Source organism: Streptomyces sp. NEAU-174 (genome assembly GCF_052665095.1).
On record NZ_JBQTCE010000019.1, the window covers coordinates 150,794 to 168,557 of the forward strand.

At 72.4% G+C, this 17,764-nt stretch carries 17 protein-coding genes; 12 read left to right on the forward strand and 5 right to left on the reverse strand.

Features of this window, described 5'->3' with window-relative positions; translation table 11 throughout:
• Window positions 1-40 precede the first annotated feature (40 nt).
• The 5 genes from ACT2CW_RS40795 to ACT2CW_RS40815 all read left to right on the forward strand — a co-directional run bounded on the left by ACT2CW_RS40795 (window position 41) and on the right by ACT2CW_RS40815 (window position 5,768).
• Window positions 41-1,246 carry an alpha/beta hydrolase gene (locus ACT2CW_RS40795; RefSeq protein WP_164428928.1) on the forward strand — a complete coding sequence of 402 codons (1,206 nt, stop codon included), beginning with the start codon at window positions 41-43 and terminating at the stop codon, window positions 1,244-1,246.
• 85 nt (window positions 1,247-1,331) lie between these two features.
• Window positions 1,332-2,330: a DUF4429 domain-containing protein gene (locus ACT2CW_RS40800; protein ID WP_445520248.1), complete on the forward strand. Its 999-nt coding sequence runs from the start codon at window positions 1,332-1,334 to the stop codon at window positions 2,328-2,330.
• Window positions 2,331-3,728, forward strand: coding sequence for a sensor histidine kinase (locus ACT2CW_RS40805; RefSeq protein ID WP_445520249.1), 1,398 nt, complete (start codon window positions 2,331-2,333; stop codon window positions 3,726-3,728).
• On the forward strand, window positions 3,725-4,402 hold the full coding sequence (locus ACT2CW_RS40810) for a response regulator (RefSeq protein WP_138915858.1): 678 nt from the start codon (window positions 3,725-3,727) through the stop codon (window positions 4,400-4,402). Before ACT2CW_RS40805 ends, ACT2CW_RS40810 begins: the two co-directional genes overlap by 4 nt.
• A 154-nt stretch (window positions 4,403-4,556) precedes the next feature.
• Window positions 4,557-5,768 carry an alpha/beta hydrolase gene (locus tag ACT2CW_RS40815; RefSeq protein WP_445520250.1) on the forward strand — a complete coding sequence of 404 codons (1,212 nt, stop codon included), beginning with the start codon at window positions 4,557-4,559 and terminating at the stop codon, window positions 5,766-5,768.
• Window positions 5,769-5,820: 52 nt separating this feature from the next.
• Here the strand turns inward: ACT2CW_RS40815 and ACT2CW_RS40820 are convergent, their stop codons facing one another.
• Complete coding sequence (locus tag ACT2CW_RS40820; protein ID WP_164428943.1) at window positions 5,821-6,852, reverse strand: aldo/keto reductase; 1,032 nt, start codon at window positions 6,850-6,852, stop codon at window positions 5,821-5,823.
• Window positions 6,849-7,313, reverse strand: a complete 465-nt coding sequence (locus tag ACT2CW_RS40825; protein WP_164428945.1) for a MerR family transcriptional regulator — start codon at window positions 7,311-7,313, stop codon at window positions 6,849-6,851. Before ACT2CW_RS40825 ends, ACT2CW_RS40820 begins: the two co-directional genes overlap by 4 nt.
• Window positions 7,314-8,237: 924 nt before the next feature.
• Between ACT2CW_RS40825 and ACT2CW_RS40830 the strand changes: the two genes are divergently transcribed.
• A complete protein-coding gene (locus ACT2CW_RS40830; RefSeq protein ID WP_445520251.1) occupies window positions 8,238-9,047 on the forward strand; it encodes a serine hydrolase domain-containing protein in 810 nt (269 codons plus the stop codon).
• A 65-nt stretch (window positions 9,048-9,112) separates the two neighbouring features.
• Here the strand turns inward: ACT2CW_RS40830 and ACT2CW_RS40835 are convergent, their stop codons facing one another.
• Window positions 9,113-9,793: a pirin family protein gene (locus tag ACT2CW_RS40835; protein WP_445520274.1), complete on the reverse strand. Its 681-nt coding sequence runs from the start codon at window positions 9,791-9,793 to the stop codon at window positions 9,113-9,115.
• 143 nt (window positions 9,794-9,936) lie between these two features.
• Between ACT2CW_RS40835 and ACT2CW_RS40840 the strand changes: the two genes are divergently transcribed.
• From ACT2CW_RS40840 to ACT2CW_RS40860, 5 genes are all read left to right on the forward strand, one after another.
• Complete coding sequence (locus ACT2CW_RS40840) at window positions 9,937-11,121, forward strand: PucR family transcriptional regulator (protein WP_020871571.1); 1,185 nt, start codon at window positions 9,937-9,939, stop codon at window positions 11,119-11,121.
• A gap of 89 nt (window positions 11,122-11,210) precedes the next feature.
• Window positions 11,211-12,212, forward strand: a complete 1,002-nt coding sequence (locus ACT2CW_RS40845) for an ACP S-malonyltransferase (protein WP_445520252.1) — start codon at window positions 11,211-11,213, stop codon at window positions 12,210-12,212.
• On the forward strand, window positions 12,209-13,219 hold the full coding sequence (locus ACT2CW_RS40850; RefSeq protein WP_164428951.1) for a ketoacyl-ACP synthase III: 1,011 nt from the start codon (window positions 12,209-12,211) through the stop codon (window positions 13,217-13,219). Before ACT2CW_RS40845 ends, ACT2CW_RS40850 begins: the two co-directional genes overlap by 4 nt.
• Before the next feature lie 82 nt (window positions 13,220-13,301).
• Window positions 13,302-13,550, forward strand: coding sequence for an acyl carrier protein (locus ACT2CW_RS40855; protein ID WP_020871568.1), 249 nt, complete (start codon window positions 13,302-13,304; stop codon window positions 13,548-13,550).
• A gap of 76 nt (window positions 13,551-13,626) precedes the next feature.
• The gene (locus ACT2CW_RS40860; protein WP_164428953.1) at window positions 13,627-14,892 is read left to right on the forward strand and encodes a beta-ketoacyl-[acyl-carrier-protein] synthase family protein; all 1,266 of its coding nucleotides are present in this window, start codon (window positions 13,627-13,629) and stop codon (window positions 14,890-14,892) included.
• A gap of 114 nt (window positions 14,893-15,006) precedes the next feature.
• Here ACT2CW_RS40860 and ACT2CW_RS40865 read toward each other — a convergent pair whose 3' ends face one another.
• Window positions 15,007-15,900, reverse strand: a complete 894-nt coding sequence (locus ACT2CW_RS40865) for an NAD(P)-dependent oxidoreductase (protein ID WP_445520253.1) — start codon at window positions 15,898-15,900, stop codon at window positions 15,007-15,009.
• Window positions 15,901-15,960: 60 nt separating this feature from the next.
• The gene (locus tag ACT2CW_RS40870) at window positions 15,961-16,455 is read right to left on the reverse strand and encodes a DUF3145 domain-containing protein (RefSeq protein WP_044575947.1); all 495 of its coding nucleotides are present in this window, start codon (window positions 16,453-16,455) and stop codon (window positions 15,961-15,963) included.
• Window positions 16,456-16,780: 325 nt separating this feature from the next.
• On the opposite strand from ACT2CW_RS40870, the gene ACT2CW_RS40875 reads away from it, so the two are divergent.
• Window positions 16,781-17,749, forward strand: a complete 969-nt coding sequence (locus ACT2CW_RS40875) for an SGNH/GDSL hydrolase family protein (RefSeq protein WP_164428957.1) — start codon at window positions 16,781-16,783, stop codon at window positions 17,747-17,749.
• The last annotated feature ends 15 nt before the right edge of the window (window positions 17,750-17,764 follow it).

Consider the following 17,764-nt stretch of genomic DNA (forward strand, 5'->3'; position numbering starts at 1 on the left):
TTTGGCATGCGGCGCCGCGCTTCTCCTAGGGTGTCCCGCGGTGACTTCCTTTTCGGAGCTCGGCTCCCCCTCCCCCGGTTCCACCGCCTGGCGCGCCCTGCTCGCGCTGGCGGTGGTCTTCGTCCTCCTCGCCACCACCGGGTGGACGGCCGTACGGAGCCACAGAGGAGCCCCGGACGCGCTCTCCGCGTCCATGGACGCCTGGCGCCACGGAACGCTCGGCGGCCGCGCGCTGCCCGATCCGTACGGCTCGCCGCGCACCCTCGGCCGCTGGTTCGACTCGCTCACCAAGGTCCAGACGGACCGGGTGGTGCGGCGCTATCCGCTGGCCGTGGGCAATCTCAACGGCGCGCCGGTGGCCCTGCGCTACCGCGCCAACCGCCTCGCCCTGTTCAAGGCGCGCGCCGAGGAGCGCAAGCGGATCCACGACCCACGGCTCACCCCGATGGGCCGCTCGGACGCGACCCGCCGGATGCACCGCTACGAGGACCTGCTGGGCGCCGGGCGGCAGATCCTCTCCTTCGACCCCTCGGGCGCCGGGCGGGCCGCCGAGGTCTTCGGCGACCTCGCCCACGCCAACCGGGTCTCCATCGTGGTGCCGGGCGTGGACACCGACATCCTGACGTTCCAGAAGACCGAGCGCCCGTACACCGCCACGGTCGGAATGGCCCGTGCGCTCTACGACAACGAGCGGGCCGACGCCCCGGACACCAAGACCGCCGTCATCGCCTGGGCCGACTACACCACCCCGGCCGGGATCGGCATGGACGCGGCCACCGGCAAGCTCGCCGCCCAGGGCGCGGTGCGGCTGCGCGCGCTGGTCAACGCGCTGCCCGCGCTCTCCCGGGTCTCGCTGATGTGCCACAGCTACGGCTCGGTGGTGTGCGGGGTCGCCGCCCGCGATCTGCCGCCCAAGGTCACCGATATCGCGGTGGCCGGCAGCCCGGGGATGCGCGCCGGTCATGTCTCCGACCTGGGCACCGGCGCCCGGGTGTGGGCGATGCGCGACTCGGGCGACTGGATCGAGGACATTCCGCATCTGGAGTTCGGCGGGCTCGGCCACGGCGCGGACCCGGTCTCCTCCGGCTTCGGCGCCCGGGTGCTGGCCGCGGACGGGGCGGATGGACACGCCGGATACTTCGAACCGGGCACGACCAGCCTGGACAACTTCGCGCGGGTGGGAATCGGTGCTGTCCAGTCCGTGAGCTGCGGCGACGGCGACGACTGCACCGCGGGGCTACGCTGACGCCCGGCATAAACACCGGAAACTCTAGTGACGCGCGTAGCCTCAAAGGGGGACGGGCGGGCCACCGCCGCATACGATGAGCCGCATGGGTGATGTGCTGGCCGGTTTTCAGACCGTCTGGGAGTTCGACGCCGACTCCATGCTCATCCGCTTCGAACGGGGGATCCGCACGCCGAAGCTGCTCCAGGCGCTCGGCGAACGCCGCATCCCCTTCGAGGCGCTGTCCGGGGTGGAGCTCGCTGTGGGCAAACGGGGCACGGTGGTGCTGCGCGCCGTGCCAAGACCCGGCGCCGACCCATTGATGGACGCCGCCGACGGCCAGCTCAAGGAGGCGTACGACCCGTACCGCCTGGTGCTGCCGGCCGAGCGGGAGACCCTCGCCGACTACTACGCCGAGCGGATACGCGAATCCCTCGGCCCCCACGCGGACACCGCGGCCGAGACGCATCTGGTGACCGTGCCCCCGGCGCCGCTGTCCTTCAAGGCGTACGACGGCAAGGCGTCCTTCGACGGGAAGGCCATCTCCTTCCGCTGGTTCTGGACCGGCGCCTCTTCGGAGAAGTGGAAGGTCGGGGACCAGCGCTTCCGGATCGACGAACTCACCGGTGTGGAGTGGCGTTCGCCGGAGAGCCGCGGCTCGGCGGGCACCGCCCCCAAGGAGGACTCCGCCAAGGCCGGTGCCGCCAAAGCGGGTTCCGCCAAGGACGGCACGGCCAGGAACGGCACCGGCAAGGTCACCCCCAAGGGCGGTGGCCACGGCTATCTGCGGCTGCTGCGGCGCGCCACCGAGGACCAGCCCGCCGACCGCCCCGACCGGGACCCGGCGGCCGTCGTCTTCGGGATGGGCTACGGCCTCGTCCACCAGTCGCTGCCGTTCGCCGCTGCCGTCCTGGAGGCCATACGGGCCTCCTCCCCCGTGCCGTGCGCCGAGGGCGCCCCGGCCCCGAACCGGGCCACCGCCCCGCGCCGCGACCCCGCCGACATCGCCGAGCGCATCCGTCATCTGGGCGAGCTGCACACGGCGGGGCTGCTGACCGACGACGAGTTCAGCGCGAAGAAGGCCGAGCTGCTGGCGGAGCTGTAAGTGTCCGGTCCCTCCTCCGCAGCGGCCGGCGAGGCCGCCGACGCCTCATCGACCACCGCGTCCTCCACTACGTCTTCCACCGCCTCCTCCACCGCGCACGAGAGCCTGCCCAAGGCCGCCCGGCGGCAGGCGGGCGGCCTGGCCCGGGCCCTGGTGACCCCCAGCTATCCGGCGACGCCGCTGTTCGCCCAGTCGCCCAGGAGCTGGCTGCGCAGGGTGCCGTACGGCGTGGCGATGATCCTCACCACGATCCTGGTCCCCACCACCGCCCAGCTGCTCTCCAACGACTACGGGGTGGGCGGCGGCGTCGCCACGCTGCTCGGGATCGTCCAGGGCACCCCGCTGCTGCTGTCCGTCACCCGCCCCCTCCAGGCGTGGTGGATCGTCTTCCTCGCCGACCTGGTCTGCGCCCTGGTGGTGCTCGGCACCGCGGACCACCTGGAGAACCGGGTGTGGCCCTGGCTGCCGGGCGCCATCATCGGCTATCTCTTCCTGCTGCTCGCCCTCGCGCTGCGCGAACCGCGCCGCACCCTGGTGGCGGTGTGGCTGGTCACCGGCACCGCCGGACTGGCGCTCGGCATGGCCTTCCCGGACAAGAGCAACGGCAGCAATGTGGTGCTGTTCGTGCTCAGCGGCGTGGTGCTGCTCGTCGCCGGGGCGCTGCGCGAGCGCGGGGACGCCCAGCGGCGGCTGGCCGAGCAGGAGACGATCAGCGAGGCCGAGCGGGCCCATCGCACCCTGCTGGAGGAGCGCACCCGGATCGCCCGTGAGCTGCACGACGTGGTGGCCCACCACATGTCGGTGATCACCGTCCAGGCGGACAGCGCCCCGTACCGGATCGGCGGGCTGCCGTCCGAGGCGGAGCGGGAGTTCTCCACCATCGCCGCCACCGCCCGCGAGTCGCTCGCCGAAATGCGCCGGCTGCTGGGCGTGTTGCGCAGCGAGGAGACCCGCGGGGAGCGGGCGCCGCAGCCGGGGCTGCGACAGGTGCCCCAGCTGGTCGAGGCGACCGTACGGGCCGGCATACCGACCACGCTGACCATCGCGGACGACGTGGCCGAGCTCGAACCGCTGCCGCAGGCGGTGGGGCTGTCCGCGTACCGCATCGTGCAGGAGGCGCTGGCCAATGTGGTGCGCCACGCGCCGGGCGCCGCCACCCGGGTGGCCATCTCGGCGGAGGGCGGCTCGGCGCTGACCCTGCTGGTGGTCAACGGCCCTGCCGACAGCGCGCCCACCAAGCCCCTGGAGACCAGCGGCACCGGCCACGGCCTCGTCGGCATGGTCGAGCGGGTACGGCTCGTCGGCGGCATGCTCGACACCGGCCCGCTGCCCGACGGCGGCTTCCGCGTCGCGGCCCGCCTCCCCCTGGTAGACCTCGAAGAGACGGACGCGTCATGACCATCAAGGTGATCATCGTCGACGACCAGGCGATGGTGCGGGCGGGGTTCGCCGCCCTGCTGGCCGCGCAGAGCGATATCGACGTCGTCGGCGAGGCGCCGGACGGGCGGGAGGGCGTGGCGGTCAGCCGCCGCAGCCACCCCGATGTGGTGCTGATGGACGTGCGGATGCCCGAGATGGACGGGCTCGAGGCGGCCCGGCAGCTGCTGGACCCGCCGCGCGGGGTCACCCACCGGCCCAAGGTCCTGATGCTCACCACCTTCGACGTGGACGATTACGTCTACGAGGCGCTGCGCGCCGGGGCCAGCGGCTTTCTGCTGAAGGACGCCCCACCGGCCGATCTGATCTCCGCGGTCCGGGTGGTGGCGGCGGGCGAGGCGCTGCTCGCCCCCTCCGTCACCCGCCGGCTGATCGCCGACTTCGCCCGCCAGCGCCCCGCCCCGCGCCGCGACGGCCCGGCCCTGCGGCGCAGCGGGCTGACGCCGCGGGAGACCGAGGTGCTCGAGCTGATCGCCCGCGGCCTGTCCAACCAGGAGATCGCCGAGTCGCTGGTGCTCGCGGAACAGACGGTGAAGACGCACATCGGCCGGGTGCTGGCCAAGCTGGGTCTTCGCGACCGCGCCCAGGCGGTGATCTTCGCCTATGAGTCGGGCCTGGTGACACCCGGTCAGTGACCTGGGCCGGGCGGCCACCCCCTACTGGGGTATGACATCCCACTTGGCACCGGGGGGTGACGTACCGCCACCCGACACCTCTCTACCTTTCCCTCCGCCACCGACGGATCCGCCGACGGGCAGGTCCACCGACGGAAAAGGGAAAGCCGCCGCCATGTCCCAGACGCTACGCACCAGGCACTACGCACGACGCCTGATCACCGCGGCGCTCACCATCACCGTCATGGCGGGGACGGCCGGCTGGACCGTGGCCCACGAGGAGCAGGCCATCACCGGGCCGCCGCCGGGGACCGCCGCGTGGCTGGCGGACCACTCGCTGGGCGGGGCCGGGCGCGAGCTGCCCGATCCGGCCACCGTCTCGCCCGCCGGGATCGCCCGGTTCTTCGACCGGCTCACCGAGGTCCAGCGGAAGGCGCTGGTCATCCGGCACCCCGAGGTGGTGGGCAATCTGGACGGGGCGCCGCTGAGCCTGCGGTACGAGGCCAACGCCCGGGCGATCCGGGCCGCCTGGCACAAGGAGCGGAAGGCCGACCCGGAGAGCCCGCTCGCCGAGCGGTACGCGGCGCTGCTGAGGCCCGGCCGCCAGATCCTCGCCTTCGATCCGCGCGGGCGCGGCCAGGTGGCCGAGGTGTACGGGGACTTGGCGGCGGCCCGGCGCACGGCCGTGATCGTGCCCGGCTCGGACATCGACCTGGAAGACTTCGACCGCACGGGCGACCCGTACGGCGCCCCGGCCGGGATGGCCCGGTCGCTGCGGGCCCAGATGGCCGAGGACGCGCCCGCGACCCCGACCGCCGTCATCGCCTGGGTCGGCTACACCACCCCGGTCGGGCTGGGCCCGGACGCCGCCACCAGCCGGTTGGCCGAGGCGGGCGCGCCCCGTCTGGACCGGTTCCTGGCCGGGCTCGCCGTGACCACCGCGGCCACCGCCGACGCCCCGCCCGCCGTCTTCTGCCACAGCTACGGCTCGGTGGTCTGCGGTCTCGCCGCCTCCGCGATGGACCGCGCCCGCGTCTCCGACCTGGTGGTGCTGGGCAGCCCGGGGATGCGCGCGGACAGCGCCGATGCTTTGCGCACCGGGGCCCGGGTCTGGGCGGCGCGCGACCGCACCGACTGGATCCGCCGGGTGACCGGCTATGACTTCCTGGGCCTGGGCCATGGCGACGACCCAACCGATCCGTCCTTCGGCGCCCGGGTGGTCTCCTCCGAGAGCGCCCACGGGCACACCGGCTACTTCGCGCCGGGGACGGACTCACTGCGCAACTTCTCGCGGATCGCGCTGGGGGACTTCGACGGGGTGCGGTGCGCGGAGGAGGACGGCGGCGGTCCGGACACGGGGCCGGACTGCCGCCAGGGCCTCGGCTGACGACCGCCCCCGGCCGCGCGGGCGGCCCCGCACAGCGTCCCGGTGCCGCTCGTTACTCCCGGCCCGCGCTGGTCGCGCTCATATCGGCGTAGCGGGCGCCCGCCACCTGGCCCGCGATCGGCTCCAGCGCGGCCAGCTCGTCCGCGGTCAGCTCGATCCGGGTCGCGCCGGTGTTCTGCTCGATCCGGGCGCGGGTGCGGGTGCCGGGGATCGGCACCACGGCGAGCCCGTGCACCTGGGCCCGCTGCTGCACCCAGGCCAGCGCGATCTGGGCGAGAGTGGCCCCGCGCGCCTCGGCGATCTTCCGGAGCGGCTCCAGCAGCGCGGCGTTGGCGGCCGCGTTGTCGCCGGTGAAGCGGGGCTGACGGCGGCGGAAGTCGTCCTCGCCCAGCTCCTGCTCGGCCTGGACGAAGGAGCCGGTGAGGAAGCCGCGGCCGAGCGGCGAGTACGGGACGAGGCCGACGCCGAGCTCGCGGGCGGCCCCCACCACGCTCTCCTCGATGTCGCGGCTGAACAGCGACCACTCCGACTGCACCGCCGCGATGGGGTGCACCGCGTGCGCCGCGCGCAGCTCGTTCGCCGTGACCTCGCTCAGCCCGAGGTGCTTGACCTTGCCCTCGGCCACCAGCTCGGCCATGGCGCCAATGCTCTCCTCCAGCGGCACCTCGGGGTTGCGCCGGTGCATGTAGTACAGGTCGATGTGGTCCACCCCGAGGCGGCGCAGGCTGCCCTCGACGGCCTGGCGGATGTACGGGCGGTCGTTGCGTATCCGCTGGCGGCCGTACGGGTCGCTCTCGTCGCGCTCGATGGCGAACTTGGTGGCCAGGGTGATCCGGTCCCGGTTGGCCCGGACGAAGGGGGAGATGAACTCCTCGTTCCGCCCGAAGCCGTAGACATCGGCGGTGTCGAAGAGCGTGACGCCCAGCTCCAGGGCCCGCTCCAGCGTGGCGCGGGCCTCCGCCTCGTCGTGGGTCGGTCCGTAGGCCCAGCTCATGCCCATGCAGCCCAGGCCCTGGACGCCGACCTCGGGTCCGCCGGTCCCCAGGCCGACGGTCGCGATGGTCTCGTTGGTGCTGTCGCTCATACGGGGTCGAACCTCTCCGACGCCCTCCGGGCGTCAGCGTAGACATCGATCTTGAAGTCGAGGACTTCGAGCGTGCTCTGGAGCTCGGCGATCCGCTCCCGCACGTTCTCGCGGTGCGCGGTCAGCAGCTCCTCGCGCTCGGCGAAGGTGTGCTCGCCCTCTCGCACCAGCTCGGCGTAGCGGACCATGTCCGCGACCGGCATCCCGGTCAGCCGCAGCTTGCCGACGAGGTCGAGCCAGTCCAGGTCGCGGTTGGTGAAGCGGCGCTGGCCGGTGTGCGTACGGTCCACATGCGGCATCAGCCCGATCCGCTCGTACCAGCGCAGGGTGTGCGCCGTCAGCCCGGTGTGGGCGACGACCTCACTGATCGAGTACCGGTCCTGCCCGGTGGGCCGGGGGTGGCCGACTCTCCCCGCGCAGTTCTTCCGCGCCTTTACGGGGGCGCTCTCCATCACGGTCATGCCGGTTCACCTCTCGCAGGTCGCGGATCCGCACACCTCGTCGACGTCTTCAACGCTATTGGCTTCGAGTGCACTCCAAGCAAGCGGAGATTTGGGAGAACCTTGGCGCCTGCGGCGGGCTGTTCCCCTCCCCGCCCCTTCCCGAAACCGGGGCTCCGCCCCAGACCCCGGCCGGGCGGCAGCCCGGATACGCCCGGACGCCCGCCCGGTCATCGCCCGCACCCGCATGCCGTTCCCCCTCCCCGCCCCTCCCCGCGGCATCGATATGCGCCTCCGCCGCGCGGCGGGGCCCCGCCCCGGCCTCCGGCCGGACGACCCGGATGCGCACGGGCGCCCCCGGTCATCAGGCTGCGCCGACGTGCCGCGGGAAGGGCGGGCTGTTCCCCTCCCCGCCCCTTCCCGAAACCGGGGCTCCGCCCCAGACCCCGGCCGGGCGGCAGCCCGGATGCGCCCGGACGCCCGCCCGGTCATCGGCCGCACCCGCATGCCGTTCCCCCTCCCCGCCCCTCCCCGCGGCATCGATATGCGCCTCCGCCGCGTGGCAGGGGCTCCGCCCCAGCCCCCGCCGGACGCCCCGGCCACGCCCGGCCACCCGCCGCGCCGACGCACCAACCGCGCTCGGTCCGCCGCCGCAGGCGTTCCCGGCGCGACGGTCGCCCCGTCGCCCAGGGCTCCAGCCCCCGCCCGGACAACCCGGATGCGCGGGGCCTCCGCCCGACCATCCGCCCCGCGCGCGCCCCTGGGCCCCTGCCCGCCGGCCACCGCGTCGCAGGCCGCGCGATCGGCGCCCCGGCCGGTGAGCTGATCACGGCCCCGGGGTCCAGGGGCGGAGCCCCTGCCACGCGGCGGAGCCGCATATCGATGCCGCGGGAAGGGGCGGGGAGGGGAAAGAGCCCCCGCCGGGCACCCCGTAGGCTCTTGGGCATGGAGAGCCTGCGGATGATCGAGAACTGGCCGGTTCCGACGGCGGCGGCCGCCGTTGTGCGGGAGGACGGGACCCTGGCGGGATCGTACGGCCCGACCGGGCATCGGTTCCCGCTCGCCTCGGTCACCAAGCCGCTCGCCGCCTACGCCGCGCTGGTCGCCGTCGAGGAGGGCGCGGTGGAGCTGGACGAGCCGGCGGGGCCCGAGGGCTCCACGGTGCGCCATCTGCTGGCGCACACCTCCGGGCTCGCCTTCGACGAGCACCGCGCGGTCGCCGCGCCCGGCAACCGCCGGCTCTACTCCAACGCCGGGTTCGAGGTGCTGGGCGACCACATCGCCAAGGCCACGGACATCCCGTTCCCGGAGTATCTGCGCCAGGCGGTGCTCCAGCCGCTCGGCATGGTCACCACCGACCTGCCCGGCTCGCCCGCCAAGGACGGCGTCTCGACCGTGGACGACCTGGTCCGTTTCGCGGCGGAGTTGCAGGCCCCGCGGCTGCTGGCGGCCGAGACGCTGGCCGTGGCCACCTCCGTGGTGCACCCGGGGCTCACGGGTGTGCTGCCCGGCTACGGACATCAGCGGCCCAACGACTGGGGGCTCGGCTTCGAGATACGCGACGGCAAGTCGCCGCACTGGACCGGTGCCTCCTCCTCGCCCCGCACTTTCGGACACTTCGGCCAGTCGGGGACGTTCCTCTGGGTGGACCCGGACGCGGGCGCCGCCTGTGTGGCCCTGACCGACCGGGCCTTCGGCCCGTGGGCGATCGAGGCCTGGCCCACGTTCACCGACGCGGTCCTGGCGGAGCTGTAGCCCTCGGGAACCCCCGGGAACACTCGGGAGCCCCCCGGAAAGCCCCCGGGGGCCCTCGAGGCCCCTCAGCCGTAGCCCGGCTCCGCGTGCATCTCCCAGATCAGCAGCTCGGCGGACCCCTCCGCGCGCACCTCCAGGCCCTCCGCTGCGGAGATCCGGGCCGCGTCGCCCGGCGTGAGGGTCTCGCCGCCGATCCGCACCGCGCCGCGCACCGCGTGCGCGTACACCCAGGGCGCGTCCGGCAGCGCGGTGCGCTCGCCGTCCACCAGCCGCCGCACATGCAGCACCGCCTCGGTCCGCTCCAGTGCGTACGGGGTGCCGTCGGCGATGCCGCGCACCACCTCGTACGCCGGGTCCGTGGCGGCACCGGGGCCCGGCATCAGCCACATCTGGACGAAGGTGAGGGGTTCGGCACCCGCGTTGCGCTCGGTGTGACGCACTCCGCTTCCGGCGCTGAGCCGCTGGACGTCACCGGGGCGCACGACGGTCCGCGCGCCGGTCCCCGCGCCGGTGGAGTCCTCGTGGGTGAGCTCGCCCTCGACGACCCAGGTGACGATCTCCATATCGCGGTGGGGATGTTCGGCGAAGCCCGCGCCGGGCGCGAGCCGCTCCTCGTTGCAGGCCACGAGCGAGCCGAACCGCACATTGCCGGGGTCGTAGTACCCAGAGAAGGAAAAGGCGTGGCGCGTCTCGATGCCCACGCCCTCCCCACCCGGATACCGTGCACCGGACCGCTGTATCCACATCACCCGGTCCACGGTAGTGCGCCCCTGACCGTCCCCTGACCGTCCCCTGACCGCCCGCCCCCGCCCCGTCCCTACCCCCGCGTATACCCCCGCGTAGCCTCCCGCCCCCAGCGCTCACCACCCGATAAGGCAGTCTTGTCCTCGTGCCTGAACCAGCCTCGAACACCCCGCATCCGCACAGTGCCACCCTGCGCCGCCTGGAGAAGTCCTCCGGGAAGCTCGCCGCCAACGCCATCGCGCGCATGGACGAGCAGCTGCCGTGGTACCGGGCGATGCCGCCCGAGAACCGCTCCTGGATCGGGCTGGTGGCGCAGGCGGGCATCGCGGCCTTCACCGAATGGTTTCGCCACCCCGAGGCACCCCAGGCGATCAGCACCGATGTGTTCGGCACCGCCCCGCGCGAGCTGACCCGGGCGATCACCCTGCGGCAGACCGTGGAGATGGTCCGCACGACCATCGAGGTCATGGAGTCGGCGATCGACGACGTGGCGGCCCCGGGCGATGAGTCGGTGCTGCGCGAGGCACTGCTGGTGTACGCGCGGGAGATCGCCTTCGCCACCGCCCAGGTGTACGCGCAGGCCGCCGAGGCGCGCGGCGCCTGGGACGCCCGGCTGGAGTCGCTGGTGGTCAACGCGGTGCTGTCCGGCGAGGCGGACGAGGGCGCGCTGTCCCGCGCCGCCGCCCTGGGCTGGAACTCACCCGAACATGTGTGCGTGGTGCTGGGCACCGCCCCGGACGGGGACAGCGAGCTGACCGTCGAGGCGATCCGGCGGGCCGCCCGGCACGCCAAGCTTCAGGTGCTCACCGGGGTGCTGGGCGACCGTCTTGTGGTGGTCGCGGGCGGCTCGGACAATCCGCTCCAGGCGGCGAAGGCGCTGATCGGGCCGTATGCCCCGGGTCCGGTGGTGGCCGGCCCCGTGGTCTCCGACCTGCTGGCAGCGACCCGCTCGGCGGGGGCCGCGGCGGCCGGGCTGAAGGCGTGCACCGCATGGCCGGACGCGCCCCGCCCGGTGCTCGCCGACGACCTGCTGCCCGAGCGCGCGATGGCCGGGGATCCGGCCGCCCGTGAGCAGTTGGTGGAGGAGATCTACAGACCGCTGGAGGAAGCCGGTTCCGCGCTGCTCGAGACACTGAGTGTGTACCTCGAACAGGCGAGCAGCCTGGAGGGTGCGGCCCGAATGCTCTTCGTTCACCCGAACACCGTCCGCTACCGGCTACGACGTGTGACGGACGTCACCGGATGGTCACCTTCCGACGTCAGGTCGGCGTTTACTCTGCGCATAGCCCTGATCCTGGGACGTCTCGCCGACGCGAACATATTGCCCTGACCATTTGTCGGACCCCCACAATTCCCCTGTCGGTTCTTCGTCCTTGTCCTCACGGGCGAGCCGGACCGTCCACAAGAGAGAGTGTGAGAGTGCTCGTACTCGTCGCTCCCGGCCAGGGTGCTCAAAAGCCCGGCTTCCTGACCCCCTGGCTCGACCTCCCCGGCGTCACCGAACGTCTGGCCTGGTGGTCGGCCGTCTCCGGCCTGGACCTCATCCACTACGGCACCAAGGCCGATGAGGAGGAGATCCGCGACACCGCGGTGGCCCAGCCGCTGCTGGTGGCCGCCGGTCTGGTCGCCGCCCACGCGCTGTTCGGCGAGGGCGGCGAAGGCGTCGAGGGCGCGACCGGTCTCGCGGAGCTGCCGAACCGTATCGGCGCGGTCGCGGGCCACAGCGTCGGCGAGATCACCGCGGCCGCGGCCTCCGGTGTGCTCACCGACGAAGCGGCCATGGTGCTGGTCCGCCGCCGCGGACTCGCCATGGCGGAGGCCGCGAGCCGCACCGAAACCGGAATGGCCGCCATACTGGGTGGTGAGCAGGACGATGTCGTCGCCCACCTCGACAAGCACGGACTGACCCCGGCGAACGTCAACGGCGCCGGGCAGATCGTGGCCGCGGGCACCGCCGAGCAGCTGGCGGCGCTGGCCGAGGACAAGCCGGAGGGGGTGCGCCGGGTCGTACCGCTCAAGGTGGCCGGCGCGTTCCACACCGACCACATGGCCCCGGCGGTCGCCGCCCTCGAGGCCCTGGTCGCGGGCGTCCCGGTGGCCGATCCGCGCACCCGATACGTCTCCAACCGGGACGGCGGGGTCGTGACGACCGGGGCCGGGGTGATCGAGCGGCTGGTCGCCCAGGTGTCCAACCCGGTGCGCTGGGATCTGTGCATGGAGACCTTCCAGGAGCTGGGCGTCACCGGGCTGATCGAGGTGGCCCCGGGCGGCACGCTCACCGGCATCGCCAAGCGCGCGCTGCCGGGCGTCACCAATGTGGCGCTGAAGACTCCGGACGATCTCGACACGGCCCGTGCGCTGATCGCGGAGCACGCCGTTCCCGTCGACACCCCGGCCGAAGAGGAGCTCCGAGAAGGATGACCGCGAAGATCAAGCCCAGCAAGGGCGCCCCGTACGCGCGCATTCTCGGCGTCGGTGGCTACCGTCCCACCCGGGTGGTGCCGAACGAGGAGATCCTCAAGCACATCGACTCCTCCGACGAGTGGATCCGCTCCCGTTCGGGCATCGCCACCCGGCACTGGGCCGGTCCGGACGAGACGGTCGCCGCCATGTCCGTGGAGGCCGGAGGCAAAGCGATCGCCGACGCCGGTCTGACGCCGGAGCAGATCGGCGCCGTGATCGTCTCCACGGTCTCGCACCTGAAGCAGACCCCGGCGGTCGCCACCGAGATCGCGCATCTGCTGGGCGCCGGCAAGCCTGCCGCGTTCGACATCTCGGCGGGCTGCGCGGGCTTCGGCTACGGGCTGACCCTCGCCAAGGGCATGATCACCGACGGCACCGCGGAGCATGTGCTGGTCATCGGGGTCGAGCGGCTTTCGGACCTGACCGATCTGGAGGACCGGGCGACGGCCTTCCTGTTCGGCGACGGCGCCGGCGCCGTGGTCGTCGGCCCCTCCAAGGAGCCCGCGATCGGCCCGACCGTGTGGGGCTCGGAGGGCGACAAGTCCGACACCATCACCCAGACGCTGCCCTGGGACGTCTACCGCGAGCAGAACGCCGCCGACGTCCGCTACCCGGCGCTGCGCCAGGAGGGCCAGGCGGTCTTCCGCTGGGCCGTCTACGAGATGGCGAAGGTCGCCCAGCAGGCCCTGGACGAGGCCGGGGTCGGCGCGGACGAGCTCGACGCGTTCATCCCCCACCAGGCCAACATGCGGATCATCGACTCGATGATCAAAACCCTCAAGCTGCCGGAGCACGTCACGGTCGCCCGTGATGTGGAGACCACCGGCAACACCTCGGCCGCCTCCATTCCGCTCGCCATGGAGCGGCTGTTGGCGACGGGGCAGGCGAAGAGCGGCGACACCGCGCTCGTCATCGGATTCGGAGCGGGTCTCGTCTACGCAGCGACGGTCGTTACCCTCCCTTAGGCTCCATAGTCCATATCCACGCAGCTCCACAGAAGTCGGACGCTGCGCCACCACCGCAACACACCGAAGAAGGAGCGCCGCAATGGCCGCCACTCAGGAAGAGATCCTCGAGGGTCTCGCCGAGATCGTCAACGAGATCGCCGGTATCCCGACCGAGGACGTCCTGCTGGACAAGTCCTTCACCGACGACCTGGACGTCGACTCGCTGTCCATGGTCGAGGTGGTCGTCGCCGCCGAGGAGCGCTTCGACGTGAAGATCCCGGACGACGACGTCAAGAACCTCAAGACCGTCGGCGACGCCGTCGACTACATCCTCAAGCACCAGGGCTGAGCCCGTATCAAGACCGGTCGTCGCCGCCCGTGCGGTGGCAGGTCCAGCACCTTCTACACGTGGAGTAGGAATTCCTGTGAACTCGACCAATCGCACCGTGGTCGTCACCGGTGTTGGTGCCACGACGCCGCTGGGTGGCGACGCCCCGTCGACCTGGGAGGCCATGCTGGCCGGCCGGTCCGGCGTCCGCCTCCTGGAGGAGGAATGGGCGGCCGAGTTGCCGGTCCGCATCGCCGCGAAGATCGCGGTGGAGCCGGGCACGATCATTCCGCGTCCGCAGGCCCGCAAGCTCGACCGGTCCGCGCAGTTCGCGCTGCTCGCGGCTCGTGAGGCATGGGCGGACGCGGGCTTCACCGCCAAGGCGGGCGAGGACTCCTCGATCGACCCCGACCGGCTGGGCGCGGTCGTGGCCTCCGGTATCGGCGGGGTCACCACCCTGCTCGACCAGTACGACGTGCTGCGCGAGAAGGGCGTCCGCAAGGTCTCCCCGCACACCGTGCCGATGCTGATGCCCAACAGCCCGGCGGCGAATGTCAGCATCGACCTCAACGCCCGTGCGGGCGCGCACACCCCGGTGAGCGCGTGCGCCTCCGGCGCCGAGGCCATCGGCTACGCCATCGAGATGATCCGCACCGGCCGCGCCGATGTGGTCGTCGCGGGCGGTACCGAGGCGTCCATCCACCCGCTGCCCATGGTCGCCTTCGGCAACATGATGGCGATGTCCAAGAACAACGACGACCCGCAGGGCGCCTCGCGCCCGTTCGACGTCGACCGCAACGGCTTCGTGATGGGCGAGGGCTCGGGCGCCATCGTCCTGGAGTCGGCGGAGCACGCCGCGGCGCGTGGCGCCCGGGTGTACGCGCAGGCCATCGGCCAGGGCATCTCGGCCGACGCCCACCACATCACCCAGCCGGAGCCGTCCGGCAACGGCATCGGGAACGCGCTGCAAAACCTGGTGGAGAACACCGGCATCAGCGGTGCCGAGATCGCGCACGTCAACGCGCACGCGACCTCGACCCCGCAGGGCGACCTGGCGGAGATCAAGGCGCTGCGCAAGGTGTTCGGCAACGACGTGGACCACATGGCGGTCTCCGGCACCAAGTCCATGACGGGCCATCTGCTCGGCGGCGCGGGCGGTGTGGAGACGGTGGCCAGCGTGCTCGCGCTGTACCACCGGCTGGCCCCGCCGACGATCAACATCGGCTCGCTGGACCCGGAGGCGGACGCGGACGTCGTGACCGGCGAGGCGCGGGCGCTCCCGGCCGAGGGCCCGATCGTGGCGCTGAACGACTCGTTCGGCTTCGGCGGCCACAATGTGGTGCTCGCCTTCCGTACGGTCTGACCACCTCGGTGGTCTGACGCTCTGATACGCGGGCGCGGCCCGCCTCCGGCTCCGGCCGGGGGCGGGCCACCGGTGTGTCAGGGCCGCTTCCGCTTCAGGGGCTTCGCCGTCGCTTCAGGGGGCTTCGCTGTCGAAGCTGGCGAAGTACGAGGCCACCATGTCCTCGTCGCCGTGGCCCGCCTCGATCGCGCGGCGGAACCGCTCCGCGCCGGCGGCCGCCAGGTCCAACCGCACTCCGGCGCGCTCCCCGGCTTGCACGATCAGCCGGGCGTCCTTCTCCGCGGTCTTGGTGGCGAAGCTGGGCTCGAGGTCGCCCCGGAGCAGCTGGGCCGACTTGGCCCGCATATAGCCGTTGTCCAGCGGGCCGCCCTCGACCGCGTCCAGGAAGCCCTGCCACTCCACGCCCAGCCCCTTGGCGAGGGCGGCAGCCTCCGCGGTGGCGTGGGTGACGTTGAGGACCCAGCTGTTGAGCACCAGCTTGAGCCGGGTGGCGGCGGCGCTCTCCGCGGTGTCGCCGACCCACACCGTACGGCTGCCGATGGCGTCGAAAACCGGCCAGACCACCGGGCGGACGGGGTTGGGTCCGGCGGCCAGCACCAGCAGTTGTCCGCTCTCCGCGGGCTGCTTGGTGCCGAGCACGGGCGAGTCGATGAGGACGAGGTCCTTTTCGCGGGCGAACGCGGCGAGCGATTCCAGCGCCTCGAGACCCGCCGTGGTGGCCTGGACCCACGCGGTTCCGGGGCGCAGCGCGGGGGCGGCCTGCCGCATCGTCTCGAGCGCCGCGGCGCCGTCGTAGAGGATGGTCAGGACGACATCGGCGCCGTCCACGGCCTCGGCCGGGGTGTCGGTGACGCGTACGCCGTCTTCGCCGAGCGGCTCGGCCTTGGATCGGGTGCGGTTCCACGCACGGACCTCGAGCCCGGAGCGGGCGAGGTTACGGGCCATTCCGGAGCCCATGATGCCGGTGCCGAGGACCGCGACGGACGTTGCCGGGTGTTGTTCGGTCATGCCGCCACGCTAAAACCCGAAGCGGGCTCCCGGCCAAAGGGATGGCGGCGCGTCAGGCGCTCAGACGACCTGGTGCAGCCAGCGGACCGGGGCGCCCTCACCCGCGTAGCGGAACGGCTCCAGCTCGTCGTCCCAGGGCTTGCCGAGCAGCTTGGCGATCTCCGCCTCGAGGTCGCTCTCGCCGCGGGCGGAGCGGGCGAGGGCGGCGCGCAGCCGGTCCTCGGGGATCAGGATGTCGCCGTGCATTCCGGTGACGGCGTGGAAGATGCCGAGCTCGGGGGTGGAGCTGTAGCGCTCGCCCTCGGCGGTGGCGCAGGGCTCGGCGGTCACCTCGAAGCGCAGCAGATGCCAGCCGCGGAGCGCGGAGGCCAGTTTGGAGGCCGTGCCGACCTCGCCCTGCCAGGAGAACTCGGCACGCCAGGTGCCGTTCGCCGCAGGCTGCTTGATCCAGTCGAGAGTGACCCGCACGCCGAGGACGCCCGCGATGGCCCATTCGACGTGCGGGCACAGCGCGCGCGGAGCGGAGTGCACATACAGAACTCCACGGGTCGTCACCGGTGCCTCCTGTGCGGTTCGAGGTGCGCCTTCCCCAGCGGCCTCGCGCCCGTACCGGTCCCGCCCGGGACATCGGATCACATTCTGCCCTAGTGATCAGCCCCACACCAGTCTCGACGTCACCTTCAGTGAAATTTATCGTGCAGAATTCTCTAGAAAGTGGACAGGATGTGACGGGGCGTAATGTGTTGGTACCGCATAGCGCGCCATGTCGCCGGGACGACGCTCATCTGGCACAAGAAAAACGTACCGTGCGAGCCAGTCGGAGGAGTGACGTACCGTCGGTCCGGACAGATATCACCCAACAGCCGGAGGGGGAACAGCCATGCGGGTCAGCGCGACACGCCGGAAGCGATCGGCGGCCGCTTCCTCGACCACGCGTACGATCGTGCGCCCGTCACCGCGCACCGCCGGGCGCACCGCTGGACGCACGGGCATGGTGCTGTTCACCACCGCCGCCGTGCTGAGCTCCGCGGGCTGTTTCGGCAGCTCGGACGACCCCTCCCGGCACGGGCCGACCCGCGCGGGGAAGACGCCCGGCGCCAAGCGGTCCATCGTCTGGAACACCCGGCCGACCTCGATCGCCTCCCTGGGCGACTCCATCACCCGCGGCTTCGACGCCTGTTCGGTGCTCTCCGACTGCCCCGAGGTGTCGTGGTCCACCGGCACCGATGTGCGGAGCCTCGCCCAGCGGCTGCTGCCCTCCGCCACCGCCGACGCGGGGACCCACGCCTGGAACTTCGCCAAGACCGGCGCGGTCGTGGCCGACCTCCCCGGCCAGATCGAGGCGGCCGCGGCCCGCAAGCCGAAGCTGATCACCGTGATGATCGGCGCCAATGACGCGTGCCGGGACTCGGTGGACGACATGACCTCCGCCGAGCAGTTCCGCACCACCTTCACCTCGGCGCTCACCCGGCTGCGCCGCGATCTGCCGAAGACTCAGGTGTACGTGGCCAGCGTGCCGGACCTGAAGCGGCTGTGGTCGGAGGGGCGGAAGAACGTCTTCGGCCGGCAGATCTGGAAGCTGGGCATCTGCCCGTCGATGCTGAAGGACTCCCAGGACCTGGACGCGGCCTCCAACGACCGCCGACAGCGGGTGGCGGACCGGGTGACCGAGTACAACAAGGTGCTGAAGGACGTGTGCGGGCGGGATGTGCTGTGCCGGTTCGACCCGGCGGTGCACGAATACCGCTTCACCACGCATGAGCTGAGCAAGTGGGACTGGTTCCACCCCAGCAAGGCGGGCCAGGCACAACTGGCCAACATGGCCTACCGCCGCATCACCGCGCCCTGACCCTGCCCCTGGCCG